The sequence below is a fragment of the Phenylobacterium sp. genome (assembly GCF_031181185.1).
In the GTDB taxonomy this organism is placed as follows: Bacteria; Pseudomonadota; Alphaproteobacteria; order Caulobacterales; family Caulobacteraceae; genus Phenylobacterium.
In genome coordinates this window covers 1-17,299 of the sequence record NZ_JAPSKZ010000070.1, presented here as the reverse complement: position 1 = coordinate 17,299, position 17,299 = coordinate 1, and the positions used below count along the sequence as shown (strand labels likewise).

General features: G+C 70.7%; 16 protein-coding genes. 4 read left to right on the top strand and 12 right to left on the bottom strand.

From position 1 onward, the window contains the following. The 4 genes from RIF93_RS10480 to RIF93_RS10465 all read right to left on the bottom strand — a co-directional run. Positions 1–1,558: TonB-dependent receptor (locus RIF93_RS10480; protein WP_309091073.1), on the bottom strand; the 1,558-nt coding region annotated here is incomplete at its 3' end. Positions 1,559–1,744: 186 nt separating this feature from the next. Further along, positions 1,745–2,437, bottom strand: coding sequence for a TetR family transcriptional regulator (locus RIF93_RS10475; RefSeq protein ID WP_309091072.1), 693 nt, complete (start codon positions 2,435–2,437; stop codon positions 1,745–1,747). A 99-nt stretch (positions 2,438–2,536) separates the two neighbouring features. Next, complete coding sequence (locus RIF93_RS10470; protein ID WP_309091070.1) at positions 2,537–3,355, bottom strand: response regulator transcription factor; 819 nt, start codon at positions 3,353–3,355, stop codon at positions 2,537–2,539. Positions 3,356–3,404: 49 nt separating this feature from the next. Then, the gene (locus RIF93_RS10465) at positions 3,405–3,599 is read right to left on the bottom strand and encodes a hypothetical protein (protein WP_309091068.1); all 195 of its coding nucleotides are present in this window, start codon (positions 3,597–3,599) and stop codon (positions 3,405–3,407) included. Positions 3,600–3,818: 219 nt separating this feature from the next. Here RIF93_RS10465 and RIF93_RS10460 point away from each other — a divergent pair, with 219 nt between their 5' ends. Together RIF93_RS10460 and RIF93_RS10455 are read left to right on the top strand one after the other, a co-directional pair. Continuing rightward, positions 3,819–6,938, top strand: a complete 3,120-nt coding sequence (locus tag RIF93_RS10460; protein WP_309091066.1) for a TonB-dependent receptor domain-containing protein — start codon at positions 3,819–3,821, stop codon at positions 6,936–6,938. 123 nt (positions 6,939–7,061) lie between these two features. Then, complete coding sequence (locus RIF93_RS10455; RefSeq protein ID WP_309091064.1) at positions 7,062–7,565, top strand: hypothetical protein; 504 nt, start codon at positions 7,062–7,064, stop codon at positions 7,563–7,565. 200 nt (positions 7,566–7,765) lie between these two features. On the opposite strand, the gene RIF93_RS10450 is transcribed toward RIF93_RS10455, so the two are convergent. The 6 genes from RIF93_RS10450 to RIF93_RS10425 all read right to left on the bottom strand — a co-directional run bounded on the left by RIF93_RS10450 (position 7,766) and on the right by RIF93_RS10425 (position 14,976). Continuing rightward, on the bottom strand, positions 7,766–8,671 hold the full coding sequence (locus RIF93_RS10450) for a LysR substrate-binding domain-containing protein (protein ID WP_309091062.1): 906 nt from the start codon (positions 8,669–8,671) through the stop codon (positions 7,766–7,768). A gap of 117 nt (positions 8,672–8,788) precedes the next feature. Then, positions 8,789–10,558, bottom strand: a complete 1,770-nt coding sequence (locus tag RIF93_RS10445) for a matrixin family metalloprotease (protein ID WP_309091060.1) — start codon at positions 10,556–10,558, stop codon at positions 8,789–8,791. A gap of 102 nt (positions 10,559–10,660) precedes the next feature. Beyond that, positions 10,661–11,647 (bottom strand): tRNA dihydrouridine(20/20a) synthase DusA, encoded by a 987-nt coding sequence (gene dusA, locus RIF93_RS10440; RefSeq protein ID WP_309091058.1) that lies wholly within the window; start codon positions 11,645–11,647, stop codon positions 10,661–10,663. A 54-nt stretch (positions 11,648–11,701) separates the two neighbouring features. Beyond that, the gene (locus RIF93_RS10435) at positions 11,702–13,117 is read right to left on the bottom strand and encodes a mannose-1-phosphate guanylyltransferase/mannose-6-phosphate isomerase (protein WP_309091056.1); all 1,416 of its coding nucleotides are present in this window, start codon (positions 13,115–13,117) and stop codon (positions 11,702–11,704) included. Between the two features lie 93 nt (positions 13,118–13,210). After that, entirely contained in the window at positions 13,211–13,630 is a 420-nt protein-coding gene (locus RIF93_RS10430) for a hypothetical protein (protein WP_309091054.1), read from the bottom strand. Positions 13,631–13,719: 89 nt separating this feature from the next. Beyond that, positions 13,720–14,976 carry a DUF6880 family protein gene (locus RIF93_RS10425; protein ID WP_309091052.1) on the bottom strand — a complete coding sequence of 419 codons (1,257 nt, stop codon included), beginning with the start codon at positions 14,974–14,976 and terminating at the stop codon, positions 13,720–13,722. 108 nt (positions 14,977–15,084) lie between these two features. On the opposite strand from RIF93_RS10425, the gene RIF93_RS10420 reads away from it, so the two are divergent. Beyond that, complete coding sequence (locus RIF93_RS10420) at positions 15,085–15,993, top strand: oxygenase MpaB family protein (RefSeq protein WP_309091050.1); 909 nt, start codon at positions 15,085–15,087, stop codon at positions 15,991–15,993. Positions 15,994–16,076: 83 nt separating this feature from the next. Then, complete coding sequence (locus tag RIF93_RS10415; protein ID WP_309091048.1) at positions 16,077–16,259, top strand: hypothetical protein; 183 nt, start codon at positions 16,077–16,079, stop codon at positions 16,257–16,259. A gap of 15 nt (positions 16,260–16,274) precedes the next feature. Here the strand turns inward: RIF93_RS10415 and cobA are convergent, their stop codons facing one another. Together cobA and RIF93_RS10405 are read right to left on the bottom strand one after the other, a co-directional pair. Further along, a complete protein-coding gene (gene cobA, locus RIF93_RS10410; protein ID WP_309091047.1) occupies positions 16,275–17,060 on the bottom strand; it encodes a uroporphyrinogen-III C-methyltransferase in 786 nt (261 codons plus the stop codon). After that, the coding region (locus RIF93_RS10405) for a (2Fe-2S)-binding protein (RefSeq protein WP_309091045.1) at positions 17,050–17,299 on the bottom strand (250 nt) is incomplete at its 5' end. The genes RIF93_RS10405 and cobA, both read right to left, overlap by 11 nt.

Below are 17,299 nucleotides of genomic sequence, written 5' to 3'. Positions count from 1 at the left end.
CATAGCCGTTCACCGAGTCCGGCGTCAGCGAGGTGTCGGCCCGCATGTCGAAGCCGCCCGACTTGAAGCCCTTCGAGTACGAGACGTACCCCGTCAGGTCCTCGTTCAGGTCATAGCTGACGCTGACCCGCGGCGTGAACTTCTCGAAGGTCTTCGAATTGGTGAAGTTCGTCAGGTACGGCGCGCCGATGCTCATCGGCGCCGGGATCAGGATCGCCGAGTTGTTGCCGAAGATCGGGCTGCGGATGCCCAGGTAGTTGGCGCGGAAGACCTGGCCGGTCTTCTCGTCGCGGGTGTAGCGCCCGCCCACCGAAACCTTCAGCGCCTCGGTCACGTCGAAGCTGACGTCGCCGAAGGCCGACCAGCTCTCGGTGTCCACGTACCCGGCGCTGGCGACGGTCAGGTTGGCCCCGCCCAGAACGGTGTCGAAGGCGCCCGCCGCCGTGGCGTTGAGGTAGTACAGGCCGAACACGCCCTGCATCCGCTCGCCGGTGTAGAGCAGCTGCAGTTCCTGGGTGAACTGGTGGTCGTTGTAGCGGGCCGGGATGTCCAGGTACGGGAACGCCTCGGTGTCGAAGTCGATCGTCCCTTCCGTCTCGCCGGCGCGGTAGGCGCTGATCGACTTCAGGGTGATCTGGTCGTTGACCGTCCACTCGCCCAGGAACGAGACGCCGCGGGTCTCGACCAGGTTGTGGTCGCCCGAGCCGGCGCGCGTGTCATAGATGTCGTCCAACACCGTCGCGGTCGGCACGATGCCGGGCGCCTCCCGGTGGCCGTGACGCGGGTTCGACCGGTCGGTGACGATGTCGCCCGCCAGGCGGAAGAACAGGTCCTCGGTCGGCGTGAACTCCAGGGTCGCGCGGGCGGCCGTGACGTCCTTGTTGTAGTGCTCGGCGCCCGTCGTCAGGTTCTTGCCGAAGCCGTCGCGGTTGAAGCTGGCCCAGGTCAGGCCCACGCCCACCTTGTCGTTCAGGCGCGCCTTGGCCGAGGCGACGATGTCGCGCTGGTCGTAAGAGCCGATGGCGCCGCGCAGCTTCAGCTCGGGCTCGCCCTCGATCTTGCCGGTCACGTACTTGATCGCGCCGCCGATGGTGTTGCGGCCGTACAGCGTGCCCTGCGGGCCGCGCAGGACTTCCACCCGCTCGATGTCGAAGATGTCCAGCACCGCGCCCTGGGGACGGGCGACGTAGACGTCGTCGATGTAGAGGCCGACGCCGGGCTCGAAGCCCCACAGCGGATCCTGCTGGCCCACGCCGCGGATGAACGAGATCAGCGTCGAGTTCGAGCCGCGGGCCACCTGCACGGTCGTGTTCGGCGTCTGCTGCTGCAGGGTGGTCAGGTCGACCGCGCCCGTCTGCGCCAGGCGCTCGCCCGAGATGGCGCTGACCGCCACCGGCACGTCCTTCAGGGTCTCTTCCCGCCGGCGGGCGGTGACGACCAGTTCCTCGATCACGCCCGCTTCGGCGGCGGTGTCGACGGCGGCTTGGGCGTAGGCGAACGCCGGAACGGCGGACCAGGCGGCGCCCGCGAAGAGGGCCGCCTTCAAAAGGGTTTTCATCTGCATCCTCCCGACGGCGCCGCTCCCGTCCCCCTCTGGGATCGGTCGACGCCTGGAAATTTCACCGACAGGCGAATTTGCGGGAGTGTTCGTCGATCCGCGGCCGAAGCGCCAGTGACCGACCGCCTTTGGCCGGCGGTTTTTTGATCGGGTGATGAATTTCCGCCACAGTGACGCTCCCGCGCCTCAGGGCCTTCGGGCCACCACTTCGCTGATCCCCGCAGCGCAGTAGGCGTAGAGCCGGCCCCGCACCGCCTCCAGGTCCGTCGACCGGCACAGCCCATCCGACAATTGGTCGATTCGCCCCGTTTCCGAGAGCGTCAGCATCATCGAGCCGGTCAGGAACTGGTAGCACCAGTAGAGGTCGCGGATCTCCGCCTGCGGCAGCGCCTCCTTCAGGGTGTCGATCAGCGCGTGCACCACCGGGTCGAAGAACCGGTGCATGGTCTCCCCGCCCCAGGCCGGCGTGTTGTTCACCAGCGCCACCAGCCGGAAATAGTTCTTCCAGCCCTCGTCGTTGGTCATCGACAGCTGGAGCAGCGGGCCGATGAACGCCTCGATGATCCCCTCCACCTCCAGCCGGCCGGGGTGGGCCGCCTTGTAGGCGTCCAGCGCCTCCAGGCGCGCGGCGTTCAGGATCTCGGCGCGGCGGGCGAAGACGCTGTCGAACAGCTCGCGCTTGGCGCCGAAGTAGTAGTGGATCAGGGCGGTGTCGACGCCGGCCTCGGTCGCCACCTGGCGCACCGTCACGCCATAGAACCCGTGCCGCGAGAACAGCGCCTCGGCGGCGTCCAGGATCGCCTCGCGCAGGTCCGGCCCCTGCCCTTTCGGGCGCCGCCCGCGCGCCGCGCCCCCCGCTCGTCCGTCCGCCCGCGCCATCCTGCCCCGCCTTGGCCCACCCCGCGGCTAGGTCGCGGGCCGCCTCGGGTCAAGCCTGACGGGTCCCGCGCCTCGGAGCAACAGTGGCGCGTTGGGGCCTCAGCCGCCCACCGCGGCGTGGAACAGATAGCCGCCGCCCCGCATGGTGCGGATCAGGTCGCCGCCGGCGTCGCAGGCGTCCAGCGCCTTGCGCAGGCGGGCCACCCGGGTGTCGACCAGCCGGGGCGTCAACCCGCCGGCCGCTTCGCCGTGCAGCAGGGCCATCAGCTCCTGCCGGTACAGCACCTCGTTCGGGCGCTCGCTGAACAGCTTCAGCAGCGTGGCCTCGCTGGGGCTCAGGCGTACGCAGCGCCCGGAAGGACCGGTCACCAGCCCGGTCAGCATGTCGAGGCTCCAGGCCCCGGGCGATTTGGTCCGCACCTGCCGGCGCGCCCGCCGCAGGAGCGCCCGGGTGCGGGCCAGCACTTCCAGCGGATGGGCGGCCTTGTGCAGGTACTCGTCGGCCCCCGATTCCAGGCCCGCCACCCGGTCCAGGGTTTCGGCCGCGGCGCTGAACAGCATCACCGGCGTGTCGGCCTCGCCCGACAGGCGGCCGCACAGCGCCAGGGCGTCTTCGCCCGGCATCGCCGTGTCGAGGATCACCAGGCTGGGCTGGGCCGCGGCCATCGCCGCCTCCAGCTCGGCCAGGGTGTCGAACCGCCGGACCTCGAAGCCCGATCGTCGCAGCATCTGGGCGTGCGGCTCGACGGCGGCGGCGTCCGGGTCGGCCCAGAAGATCAAGGCGGGGCCTAAGGCGTGCGGCGCCTCCGGGGCCTCGGCGGCGCCCGCCGGACGGAAGCTCAGGCTGCGCAGCCCTTGCGACCACGGCATGGCGCGGGCGTCGGGGTCGACGGGGCGGAGGGCGAGCAAGGCGGCCATGGAGGCTCCGGTGATTGGGCGTGTCATGTGCAGGATAGTCGTGCTCAAATCATCCGTGTGACGAAATCTCGTCACACGCTCGATGAATGATACTCAACATTGAAACAGCCACGTCGTTCTGGTCCGCCGCCAGGCATCTGTCTTCTTTTTGCAACATCGCGGAAGTAACGCCCGGTGCATCGGGCCATGCGCTGACCGCATCGCCGCCGCCGGTCTGATGCGTCAGGCGCACCACTTCTTCCATTATTCCCGTAACTTACCTCAACTTCCCGGCAGCGTGCGCCACGCCATGTCCAGCGCAATTCAACTTGCCGGATCGACAAATTCACTCAAGCCGGCGCCCAGCGCTCACTAGCGTCCGCCCCATCGGCGCGCAGCCCCGGCTCGCGCCCGATTGCTTTGTGGGGCTCGGCCCGCCGCCTCGGCCGGCCGCTGGAGGATATTGACCTTGAAAATCAAGTCGATGCGAGAACGCCTTCTGGCGTCTTCGATGATCTGTGGCGCGGCCGTGTTCGGTCTCGCCGCGCAAGCTTCGGCCCAGGAGGCCGGCGAAGTCGCGGAGGTCGTGGTCACCGGCTCGCGCATCCCGCAGCCGAACCTGACGAGCGCGAGCCCCGTCACGGTCGTGGGCTCCCAGGACGTGCTGACCCGCGGCGTCACCCGCACCGAGGACCTGATCAACCAGCTGCCGCAGGTGTTCGCCGCCCAGGGGGCGAACTACGCCAACGGCGCGACCGGCACCGCCTCGGTCGACCTGCGCGGCCTGGGCGCCAGCCGGACGCTGGTCCTGATCGACGGCCGCCGCCTGCAGCCCGGCACCCCCGGCGCCGCCAACGGCTCGCAGATCGCCGCCGACCTCAACTTCATTCCCGCCAGCCTCATCGAGAGCGTCGAAGTGGTGACCGGCGGCGCCTCGGCCGTGTACGGCGCCGACGCCGTGGCCGGCGTCGTGAACTTCAAGATGCAGCGCAACTTCGAAGGCGTGCGGATCGACGCCCAGTACTCGGGCTTCCAGCACACCAACAGCAACGACTTCATGCAGGAAGTCGTCCGTCGCCGTCAGGCCGCGGCCCTGCGCCCCGGCGATTTCGCGCTCCCGCAGAAGGACGTCTGGGACGGCGGCACGACCGATCTGAACATCGCCATCGGCCTGAACTCGGCGGATGACCGCGGCAACATCACCGCCTACGCCGGCTACCGGAACGTGAAGGCGGTGGTGCAGTCCGATCGCGATTATTCCGCCTGCAACGCGAACTTCTCCAGCCACGCGACGCTGTCGTTCGGCGGCTTCGCCTGCGGCGGCTCGGGCACCACGGCCCCGGCGCAGTTCCAGACGGCGGGCGGCGGCCCGACGTCGGTCGCCCTCACCCTCGACCCCACCGCGCCCGGCGGGCGGGCGTTCCGCGCCTACAATGGCAACCGCGACGCCTACAACTTCGCGCCCACGAACTACTTCCAGCGTCCGGACGAGCGCTACACCCTGGGCGCCTTCGCCAAGTACGAGCTCAGCGACAAGGCCGAGATCTACGCCGACCTGATGTTCATGGACGACCGCACGGTCGCCCAGATCGCGCCGTCGGGCATCTTCGCCTCCGCGATCCGCATCAACTGCGAAGGCAACCCGCACCTGACGGCTCAGATGGCCGCCCAGATCTGCGCGCCCACCATCGACCAGCTGCCGGACGACGAGACCAATCCGATCACGCTGGGCGTCAATCCCGACGCCGACCTGACGACGCCGGGCCAGCAGGCGAACCTCGTCATCCTGCGCCGGAACATCGAGGGCGGCGGTCGCCAGGCCGACCTGCGCCACACGGACTACCGGGGCGTGATCGGCGTGCGCGGCGAACTGGCCGACGGCTGGAACTACGACGTCTACGGCCAGTACGGCGTCGTCGTGTACCAGCAGGCCTACTACAACGAGTTCTCGAACGCGCGGATCGCCCGCGCGCTCGATGTGGTCATCGACCCGACGACAGGACAGCCGGCCTGCCGCTCGGCCGTGCAGTCGCTGGCGGGCGCGAGCTTCGATCCGGCCTGCCGTCCGTACGACATCTTCGGCCTCGCGGGTCCGAGCGCCGAATCCCTGAACTACGTGCAGACGCCGGGCTTCCAGAACGGCGAGTACGTGCAGGCGATCGTCAGCGCCGGCCTGACCGGCGACCTCGGCCAGTACGGCGTTAAGACGCCCTGGGCCAACGACGGCGTCGGCGTGGCGCTGGGCGCCGAGTACCGGCGCGAGCGCCTGGACCTGAACACCGACCTCGCCTTCCAGACGGGCGATCTCGGCGGCCAGGGTGGCGCGACGCTTCCGGCGGCCGGCTCGTACGACGTCTACGAGCTGTTCGGCGAGGCCCGCATCCCGCTGGTTCAGGACCAGCCGTTCTTCCGCAACCTGTCGGCGGAAGTCGGCTTCCGCTGGTCGGACTACTCGCAGGGCTACAGCACCGACACCTACAAGATCGCCGGCGACTGGTCGCCGACCGAGGACTTCCGTTTCCGCGCCAGCTACAACCGCGCGGTCCGGGCGCCGAACGTCGTCGAGCTGTTCGCCACGGCGAACGTCGCGCTGAACGGCCTGACCGACCCCTGCGAAGGCGACGATCCGACCTTCACGGCCGAGCAGTGCGCCCGCACCGGGGTGACGGCCGCCCAGTACGGCAACATCTCGCCGAACCTGGCCGGCCAGTACAACGGTCTGCTCGGCGGCAACCCGGACCTGGTTCCGGAAACCTCCGACACCCTGTCGTTCGGTCTGGTGCTGACGCCCACCTTCCTGCCCGGCTTCAACATGTCGGTGGACTGGTTCAACATCCAGGTGAAGGACCGCATCGGCCAGATCGGCCAGGACACGATCCTGCAGCGCTGCGCCACCACAGGCGACGCCTTCCTCTGCAGCCTGATCCACCGGGCGCCGGGCACCGGCTCGCTGTGGCTCGGGACCAACGGCTACATCGTCGACACGACCTTCAACACGGGCAAACTCGAGCTGGAAGGCGTGGACGTCGAGGCGAACTACCGCTTCAACTTCGGCGACTTCGGCCTGACCAGCGCCCTCGACAGCTTTGGCGGCCTGGCCTTCAACTTCCAGGGCAGCTACCTGAAGGACTACCTGGTCACCTCGCTGCCCGGCGACGAGCCCTTCGATTGCGCCGGCCGCTACGGCTCGATCTGCACGGGCTCGGCGACGACCGCCTCCGCCCCGCTGAACCAGTGGCGTCACAAGCTGCGGGCCGCCTGGCGCACGCCGTGGGATCTCGAGGTGTCGGGCACCTGGCGTCACGTCAGCTCGGTGAAGGTCGACGCCGACATCCCCGGCTCTGGCCCGACCCACGCTCAGGGTCCGGACCGCAAGCTCGAGGCCCAGAACTACTTCGACCTGGCCGCGTCCTGGGCCGTTCGCGAGAACGTCACCATGCGCTTCGGCGTCAACAACGTGTTCGACAACGACCCGCCGATGGTGGGCTCGGGCGGCACGGCCATCAACAACTGCCCTTCGGGTCCGTGCTCGGGGAACACCTTCCCGCAGACCTACGACTCGCTGGGCCGATACCTGTTCTTCGGGGTGCGCGCCGACTTCTAGTCGCGACGGCAAGCCCAGGAACGAGGGCGGCGACTCCGGTCGCCGCCCTTTTTCTTTGCGCCTGCGCAAGGCGAAATCGCATTTCCCTTGACTCTGCGGTCGATCGATGTTCTTCTTTTGTTCATGGTCAGCGACATGGACATGCTGGAGGAGATCGACGCCCGGCTCGCCGCCGTCGCCGACGTCCAGTTCGCCATGATCCAGAAGATCAACGGCCAGGTGGAGGCCGCCTCCGAGCCTGCCGAGCTGGTCCAGCTGGCCGAACCCCTCGATCGCTGCGCCCGCTCCATCCGCCTGACCTATGCCCTGCGCGTGAAGCTGCGGAAGGACATCCGGGCGCTGGCCCGCGACGAGGAGCGCATCGCCGAGGCCCAGGCCGAGCGCCGCGTCCGCGAGCGCGACGACCGCATCCGACACCGGGTGGAGACCCTCACCTGGCGCGAGGCCGACTGGGAGGACGACGACGAACTCTCAGCCGAGTTCGACCGCGCCCTCGAGTACGAAGGCCTCGACCCCGCGTTTGCGACGCTCACCCTCGAACAGCAGGCCGAGCGCATCATCAAACGCCTCGACCTCAAGCCCGAGCCCTACCCGCACGCGAAGCCCGCGCCTCACGACACCACCTGAACCCTCCTTCTCCCCTTGCGGGAGAAGGTGGCCTGCGCAGCAGGCCGGATGAGGGGTCTCTCCAAACCCTGCCACAGACACGACGAACCGCCGCCCGGCATGTCCGGCCCGCGCCCCTCCCCCGCTCCGCAGGGGAGGCAAGACTCGTGCGCGCCCCACAGCCCAGCCGCGCCAGGTCGGGGACGCGCCGCAGAGCCCGCTTACGCGGCGCGCGGCTGCAGCTCGGGTTCGGGCGGCGCCGACAGCGCGTGCCGCAGGCGCTCGGCGAACAGGTCGATCAGCTCGGCCTTGGGCGAGGCGGCGCCCCACAGCGCCCAGTAGCCGTCGGGCAGGTAGGCCTCGATGTCGCTTACGCGCACCAGCCGGCGTTGCCGCAGGTCGTCCTGCACCAGCAGCCGCGGCGCGAGGCACACCCCCGCCCCCGCTCGGGCGAGCTCGATGGCGCACGCCAGGTCGTCCACCTTCAGGGCCTCGCCCGACCGCATGCGGTCGAGACCCGCCGCCTCCAGCCACAGGCCCCACGGCCGCGCCGGGCAGTGGATCAGCGGGGCTGCGACCACCTCCTCCGGCCGCGCCGGCAGGCGGGCGAAGACGCCGGGCGCGGCGACCGGGACCAGGGCCTCGCGCGCCAGCAGCCGCGCCTGCAGCCCGACGGGCGCCGAGGCGCCCTGGGCCACGACCACGTCCACGGTCCCGCTCAGCAGGTCCGAGACCCCGCCTTGGGCGCGAAGTTCGATGTCGAGGTCCGGATGGCTGGTCCGCAGACCCGCGAGCCCCAGCGCCACCACCCGCTGCATCAGGTCGGCCGGCGCGCCCACGCGCAGCACCGCGCGGTCGGTCCGCGCCGAGAGGTCGAAGGCTTGGGAGATCATCTCGAGGCTCAGCCGCAGACGGCCGGCGAAGGTGCGGCCAGCCTCGGTCAGCATCACCGAGGGGCCCGTGCGCGTGAACAGGTCCACCGCCAGCCGCTCCTCCAGCGTGCGGATCGCATGGCTGATGGCGCTGCGCGTGAGGTTCAGCTCCTCGGCGGCCTTGGAAAAGCTCTGATGCCGGGCGGCCGCTTCGAACGCTGCGATCGCCCGGAGCGACGGCGGTCGAACCGGCACCTCGCCCCACTCCCCTTCTTCTTCTCGGGGAATGGTCGCCGACCCTCACAATTTGTCAGGTCGTTTGCTGCCAATGGCGCCGGAGCCGCGACAAAACGGCGCCGCGAACGCTCGCCCTCAGCCGACTGTGATCCAGTCCCCCGTCAGGCTGGAGAGCTGCACGCCCACAAGCAGCACCTGCCCGCCCCCGCCCATCGAGACCATCACGTCCGCGCCCACCTGGCTCAGGTTGTACGTCGTGCCCGCGAGCAGGTTCAGGCGGTCGCCGTCCGCCAGCTTGAAGTCCTCGATCCTATCCAGGCCGGCCTCGCCAAAGCTGTGGAACCTGTCAGCCCCGGCGCCGCCGGTCAGCGTGTCGTCGCCGCGGTCGCCCGAGACGAAGTCGTCGCCGTCGCCAGCGTTCACGACGTCGTGGCCCTGCCCGCCGCGGACCCAGTCGTTGCCGACGCCCCCGTTCACGGTGTCATTGGCCAGGTTGCCGTAGACGACATCGTGGTCGTCATCGCCGAACAGCAGGTCGGAGCCTTGGCCGCCCACCACCCAGTCCGGGCCGCCGTCGCCGTGCACCGTATCGTCGCCAAGGTTGCCGTGCGCGTCGTCGAAGCCCTCGCCGCCAAAGATCTCGTCGTCGCCGAGGTCGCCGCGGAGGAAGTCGTCGGCTTCGTTGCCTTCGATCCAGTCGTCGCCGGCGCCGCCGTAGACGGTGTCACGTCCCTCGCCGCCCTCGATCCAGTCCCAATCGTCGGCGCCGCTGATGGAGTCCGCGCCCGGTCCTCCATAGAGCTCGTCGTCGCGGAAGCCGCCGACCAGCGTGTCGTCGCCGATCGAGCCCAGGAAGCCGAAGTACTCGATCCCGACGTAGGAGCCGCCGTTCGCGGTGAAGCTTCCGTAGTCCAGCCGGCCGCCTTCGACGGGGGCGCTCAGAAGCAGCAAGTCCTCGCCCGCTCCGCCATCGACAATCACCTGCTCGCCCACGGCGATGATGATGTCGTCGCCGTCGCCGCCGTTGATCACGTCGCGTCCGCCGCCGCTTTCGATCACGTCATCGCCGGCCGCGCCGGAGAGCGTGTCGACGCCCTCGCCGCCGCTGATCGAGTCCTCGCCGTCCCCGCCATCAACGAGGTCGGCGCCGTGGCCGCTGTAGATTCGGTCATTGCCCGCGCCGCCGGTGATGACGTCGGCCGAGCCTGCGCCGATCAGCGTGTCGGCGCCGGCCGCGCCGGCTTGGGTCAGGGTGGCCGTCGCGGCGTCCCACGACCAGCTCGCCGCCTGCGAGCCGTCCGCGCTGTTTGGGCCGTAGACATGCTCGACGGCCTGCCGGTCGAACACGCCGAGGCCGGTGGCGCGTGCGGATTCGTCGTAGCTCATCACCGTGTTGCCGACCTTGTCCAAGGCCGGGTCGAGGATCACGTCGCCCTCGAACGGGTGCTTCAGGCCGATGGCGTGGCCGATCTCGTGCAGCAGTATGTCGAACTGCGCCCATCCGCGATCAACGAACACGTCGCCGCCCCCGGACCAGGTCGAGGCGTACACCGCGCCCATGTAGACGCCGGGGTAGTAGGCGTAGGCTGCGGAGTCCTGGTGCTCCTCGTCGCCGGCGAGGAAGTCGTATGTGCCGAACCGGATATCGCCCTGCCCGGGCGGGGCCTCCAGGAAGGTGATGCCCGAAGCGTCCGCCCAGGCCCTCAGCGCCAGCCGGGCGGTGGCCTGCTCGGCCTCGGTGAACGGCTGGAATGTGGCCAGGAAGGCGGGCGAGTACCCCTCGGCCTGGTAGGCCGGCGCAACGAGATCGAAGGAGAAGGTGATGAACGCCGGTCGCCCGACCACGCCCTCGCCATTCCAGCTCGCCCCCGAAAGCAGGGCCTCAAACGTACTGACTGTCGACAATTCAGGCCCCCCGGCGTGATGCCGCGAAGAGACCATGTTCAGGCAAGCTTCACAACAAAGGTTGAACCGGCGGCCCGGCTAAATTTGGAGTTGTCCGGGCGCCTAGGCAGCCTCGCGCGTGCCGGCGACCGCCGCCAGCGCCTGGTCGATCACCTCGAGCCCGGCGCCGGCCTTGACGCCCTCGACCGTGAGGATCCGCCGCCAGGCCCGCGCGCCCGGCACGCCGTGGAACAGGCCCAGCATGTGCCGGGTCATGGCCGCCAGGTGCGTCCCCGACGCCAGTTCGCGGGCGATGTAGGGCCGGTAGGCCTCGACCGCCTCGAACGCGCTGACCCGCCGGTCCTCGCCGAACACGCGCGCGTCGACCTGGCCCAGCAGGTCGGGGGTGTGATACGCGGCCCGCCCCAGCATCACCCCGTCCACCCGCCCCAGATGCTGTTCGGCCTCGTCCAGCGAGCCGATCCCGCCGTTGATGACGATGGTCAGCTCCGGCCGCTCGGACTTGAGCCGCCAGACCAGCGGATAGTCCAGCGGCGGGATGTCCCGGTTCTCCTTCGGCGACAGGCCCTTCAGCCACGCCTTGCGCGCATGGACGACGAAGGTGCTCACGCCCGCCTGGGCGCAGAGATCGACGAGGGTGAACAGGCTCTGCTCGGGGTCCTGGTCGTCGACGCCGATGCGGCACTTGACCGTGACCGGGACTTGAACGGCCGCGCCCATGGCCGCCATGCACTCGGCCACCAGCTCGGGCTCGCGCATCAGGCAGGCGCCGAAGCGGCCCGACTGCACCCGGTCGGACGGGCAGCCCACATTGAGGTTGATCTCGTCGTAGCCTTCCGCCTCGCCGATCCGGGCCGCCTCGGCCAGTTCGCTCGGCTCGGATCCGCCCAGCTGCAGCGCGACGGGGTGCTCCACCGGATTGAAGGCCAGCAGCCGGTCCCGGTCGCCGTGCAGCACCGCGCCCGTGGTCAGCATCTCGGTGTAGAGCAGCGCACGCCCCGACAGGGTCCGGTGCAGAACCCGGCAATGCCGGTCTGTCCAGTCCATCATCGGGGCCACGGAGAGCCTATGGGCGGGCGCGGTCGTCACGGGCGCCTAAGTAGGCGAGACCGCGCCGCAGCGCAAAGCGGCGCGCGACCGCGGTCAGGTGCGGGCGTAGGCGTCCTCGAGCCGGACGATGTCGTCCTCGCCCAGGTACGAGCCGGACTGCACCTCGATCAGGTTCAGGGGCGTCTTGCCGGGATTGCTCAGGCGGTGGACCGCCCCCAAAGGGATGTAGACGGACTGGTCCTCGCCCAGCAGGCGCTCCTCGCCGTCGATGCTGATCAGCGCGGTGCCGTTCACGACCACCCAGTGCTCCGCCCGCTGGAAGTGCTTCTGCAGCGACAGCTTCTCGCCCGGATTGACCGTGATCCGCTTCACCTGGAAGCGGTCGCCGGCGTGCACGCCCTCGTACCAGCCCCAAGGGCGGTACACGCGGCGGTTCTGGGTGGCGACTGGATGGTTGCGCGCCTTCAGCGCCTCCACCACCAGCTTGACGTCCTGGTCGGCGTCCTTGCGGGCGACCAGCACGGCGTCCGGCCCGGCGACCACGATCAGGTCCTCGACGCCGACCGCCGCCACCAGCGGTCCCTCGCTCCGGAGGTACGACCGCCGGACGCCCTGGGTCACGACCTCGCCGATCGCCACGTTGTCGTCGGCGTCTCTCGCGCCGATCTCCCAGAGCGCGCTCCAGGCGCCCACGTCGCTCCAGGCGAAGTCGGCGGGCACGACGGCGGCCGCTTCGGTTCGCTCCATCACCGCGTGGTCGACCGAGATCGACTTGGCCTGGGTGAAGCGCTCGGCCGGCAGCCGCAGGAAGATCAGGTCGTGCGTCGCTTCGCGGACCGCTGCCGTGGCGGCTGCATGCACCCCAGACTCGTGCCGCTGGAGCTCGGCCAGGAAGGCGCGCGCGGGGAGCAGGAAGATGCCGCTGTTCCAGAGGTAGCCGCCCGCCTGCAGATAGGCCTCGGCCGTCTCCCGCGGCGGTTTCTCGACGAAGCGCGCGACCTTGCGCACCGAGCCGGCCAGGGTTTCGCCCGCCTGGATGTAGCCATAACCGGTCGCGGGGCTGTCGGGCTCGATGCCGAACAGCACCATGGCGCCGGCCTCGGCCGCCGCCGTGCCGGCGTCCACCGCCCGGTGGAAGGCCGCCACGTCCAGGATCACGTGGTCGGCCGGCATGACGAGGATCAGCGCCTCGGCATCCTTCTCCGCCGCCAGCGCCGCGGCGACGGCCACAGCGGGCGCGGTGTTGCGGGCGGCCGGCTCCAGTACGATCAGCGGATCCTCGATCCCGATCTCGCGCAGCTGTTCGGCGATGACGAAGCGGTGCTCGGCGTTGGCCACGACCGTCAGCGCCTGGAAGCGCGACGCGTCCGCCACGCGCGCGGCGGTGTCCTGCAGCATCGTGCGTTCGCCGGCCAGCGGCAGCAGCTGCTTGGGGAAGCTCTCGCGCGACAGCGGCCACAGACGCGAGCCCGAACCGCCCGAGAGGATCACCGGATAGATCTTCGTCAAACTCGCCCCCGCAGAGCCGCGCCTGCACTTTGCCGCATACCCCAGACGCCGCGAACCCATAGCCCCGCCGTAAGCCGCAGGCCAGCGGGCCGATCAGCGCACGGCGGCCGTCCGCGCACCCTTCGCCGTCCCCAGCCGCAGCGGATGGCGCCAGCCGCGGGCATGCGCCCATTCGTGCAGGCGAAGCGCCTCGCGTTGCGCCGCGTCCGGCCATGCCTCGGCACTAGGCAAGGCTACCACATCGAGAGCGGGCACGTAGCAGGCGTAGAACCTCCCTTGCGGCGGCTCGCCTAGATGGCGGCTGCAGAACGCGTGGAGATCCTTGCGGCGATCGAACACGCGCTCGACCGTCCGGCCGCTCGCTGTCGGCCCGGAGAGATATCGCGCCGGCGGCGCCTCATCGCCGTTGATCAAGCCAAGCTGCGCCGAAGACTCTGCGGCGTCGGCCGCGGGCGTCATGCCGTAGGAAATGGCCACCGCACAAATCAGGCCATGGAGACGACGCAGACACATGCGGCGCCGAACCGGCGGCTGCTCGCCAGAGTTCGAGCTCTACCGCGGGCGCTCACGGAGACTTGACGACCACCGCCAACATCACGGCTCTACCGGTCCAGCGCGTCCGCCTCCTGCGTCAGGCGCTCGGAGGTTCCGAACTCGCGGCGCCGGAAAGCCTGGGCGGCGGCGCGGCGGAGCAGGACCTGGGCCGCCGCAGGGTATCGGCGCCGCAGCGATCCGGCCCAAAGCTCCAGCTGCGACGGAGGCGCGGTGAGTTCGTCGATCCTGGCCGCGACGAGGGCCGCCGCTTCCGGCAAGGCCGGCCAGGCGGTCAGGAACGCCAGCGCTGCGTCCGCCTCCGGGTGGTCCGCAGCGATCTCGAACATGCGCTGCTCGGCCTCGACGTCCGCGAAGTCGGCCAGCCTGGCGGTGATCGCCCGGGCCCGTTCGGGCGAGAGGGTCCGTTGGAACGAGGCCCAGCGCGCCTCCTGGGCTGCATCCCCCTGCCCGGAGGCCTCCAGGTAGGCGATCCAGGCGGTCTCCCAGGCGAAGTCGGGCGCCGCCCGACCGTGGCGTCCCCGTCGGAACAGTCCGGGCTTCACCGCCCCCTCAAGCACCGCGCGCGCATCCTCCAGGCGCCGCGCGCCAATCAGCCGGCTCGCCACCTCGGCCGCGACCGCTGGCGTCTGGAGTTCCTCGGCCTTGAAGGTGTCGCGAAACAGCTCCGCATCGCCGGCGGCGTCGGCCACGTGACGCAGCACCTGGCTCCATGGAGGACCGGTCCGGTGACGCACGAAAGGCAGCACCGCCGCCGCCAGTGGGGCTCCCCCCGCGGCGAACATGGCCGGCGCCCAGCGGCCCCACGCCGCGGGCGCCTCCGCCATGGCGCTGGCGAGCGCCGCAGCGCCTTCGGACAACGGCCCCGCGGCCAGCAGCCGCCCGGCATCGCCCGCCGCGCGCTCGAACACGGCGGCCACCGCCCCCTCCACGTCGCGCACGCGCCGTTGCGCGACCCCGGCGAGGCCGAGGAACCGCAGGATCCGGTCCCGCGCCGCCGCAGCGTCCAGCTTCGCCAACCGCTCGGCGATCAGCTGGCGAAGACCGTCCAGGTCGCGGACAAATGCGGCGCGTTGTCGCCACGAAACCTGCCCGCGGCTCTTCGCGACCGCCGCCAGACGCCGATCGATCTCCGGCAGCAGGTGTTCGGCGCCCTGCTCGGCCGCCAGCTCCATCCGCAGCCTGCGCTTCAGTTCGGGCCGGCTGCCGGCGACCTCCACGAGGAGTTCCGCAAGGCGCGCGGCCCCCAGCCGCTCGAGGTTCTCGGGCGTGACCCGCTTCAGGCTCGCTGGCGTGGGACGCTTCATCGTCCAGCTCAGCGTTCGAGCGGCCCGCGAGGTTCACCGCCGACGCGCGCCTGTCAGCCGCCACATCGGCCTTCCACCGCCGGCCGCATCGCCTATCTTCTCGCGGGCATGCCGTTCGTCCAGCCGCCACCGCCCTCCCCGCTCCGCCACGCCGTCGTCCTGCAGGTGCGGCGGCTCGTCGGCGGTACGGGAGACGACACGGTCGAGCGCAATCGCCAGGACACGGGCTTCTTCGGGCCGGAGAGCGCCTGCTGGAAGGTGCATGGAGACCTCGCGGGCATGATGGTCGGCGGCGTCGCGGCGCTGCTGCTGCAGATGCTGCATCCCGGCGCCCTGGCCGGCGTCTGGGACCACTCGAACTTCCGGCAGGACATGACCGGGCGGCTGAAGCGCACGGCGCGCTTCATCGCCGGTACCACCTATGGCGACCGGGCCGAGGCGCAGGGGTTCATCGACCGGGTGCGAGCGATCCACGCCCGGGTCGCCGGGACCCTGCCGGACGGGACGCCCTATGCGGCCGACGATCCGGCGCTGCTGACATGGGTGCATGTGGCCGAGGTGAGCTCGTTCCTCGCCGCGTACCTGCGCTATGTCGATCCCGCGTTCCCCGCCGAAGCGCAGGACCGCTACTTCCGCGAAACGGCCGAGATCGCCCGACGGCTGGGCGCAGTGGACGTGCCCCAGAGCCGCGCCGAGGTGGCGGCCTATCTCGAGGCGGTTCGGCCGCAGCTGCGGTACGACGAGCGGACGCGCGAGGTCTCGCGGGCGCTCCTCTCACAGAAGCCCGCCAGTCCCGCCGCGGCGCCGGCGATGGCGGCGACCTTTGCGGCGGCCAAGGACCTGCTCCCGGCCTGGGCGGCCGAGATGCACGGCTTCCGGTTGTCGCCGCCACGGCGGCTCGCCGCGCGCGCCGGCGTGCAGGGGCTTGGCCAGCTTCTGCGTTGGGCCCTCGTCAACAGCGCCGAGGCGCGCGCGCGGCGGCGCGCCGCGGAGCTGACGGCCGCGCCTGCCCGCTAAGCAGGCGAAGTTCATGCGAAGTTCCCGCCACGGTTGCTGGCGCGTCCATGGAACATGATATCTGAAATGATCTCATGGAGCCCATGATCGGCGAACTGATCGAGATGCGCGCGCAGGCGGCGCCCGGCAACGTCTCGCGTCGCCTGGCCGAGCGGTGCCTGGAACTCTGCTTCCAGGAAGTCACCGCCAACGACGAGCGCTTTCCGCCGATGCCCGACAGCGCCGCCGAGGAGCTGGCGCGGGTCATCGGCGCGGCCTGGCTCTGAACGTCGCCGCTGCGATCATCGCCCGCTCGAGCTGGATGCCTGTCGCGGAGGGACGTCCATGGCAGCCGCCCCTCGCCCAACCGCATCGCCGACCAGGATCAGCGTTGGACCGTCGCCGAGCGCCGGGGCCAAACTCCTGAGGTCGCGGAGGGCGCCTGAAAACAGCTGGCGCGCGCCGGGTTGTCCCGCGGACTCGACGATCTGGACCGGCGTGCCGGCCGAGCGGCCGGCGCTCATCAGCGCGGCGGCGATCTCGCCCGCCGACGCCCCGCCCATGTAGATGGCGAGCGTCGCCTCAGGATCGGCGGCGGCGGCCCAGTCGGCTGAGAGCGCGCCCTCGGTCAGGCGGGCGGTCGTCAAGACGACGCGGCGGGCCTCGCCCCGCTGGGTGAGCGGGAAGCCGAACTGCGCGGCGGCGGCGCAGGCGGCGGTGACGCCTGGGACCACCTCGGTCTCGACGCCGTGCGCCTGCAGGAACTCCAGCTCCTCGCCCACGCGGCCGAAGATGGAGGGGTCGCCGCCCTTCAGCCGCACAACGTCGGGTCCCCGGCGGGCGAGGCGCAACATCAGGCGGTTGATGGTCTCCTGCTTCATGCTCCCGGCGCGGCCGGCGCGCTTGCCGGTGCGGATCTTCAGGCAGGCGCGAGGCGCCAGTGCCAGGATTTCGTCGGTGACCAGCGCATCATAGAGGAGCGCCTGGGCGCTCTCGACGGCGCGCAAGGCGCGGACGGTCAGCAGATCGGCGGCGCCGGGGCCGGCGCCCACGAGGCGAACGCGGCCAGGCTTCAGGTCAGGCGGCATGGCGCACCTCAGGCTTGGCGGCGGCGATCAGGCGGACGATCTCGGGACGGCACGAACCGCAGGACGAGCCCGCGTCGGTGGCGGATGCGACATCGTCCGCGGACACTGCGCCGGCGGCGACGGCCGCCTGGATCCGGGCCGCCCTGACTCCCCGGCAGGCGCATACGATGGGACCAGATTCGACCTGGCGGCCGGGCGCCCGGCCGACCAGCAGGGCGGCCCGGTCGAGGGGGGAGAGC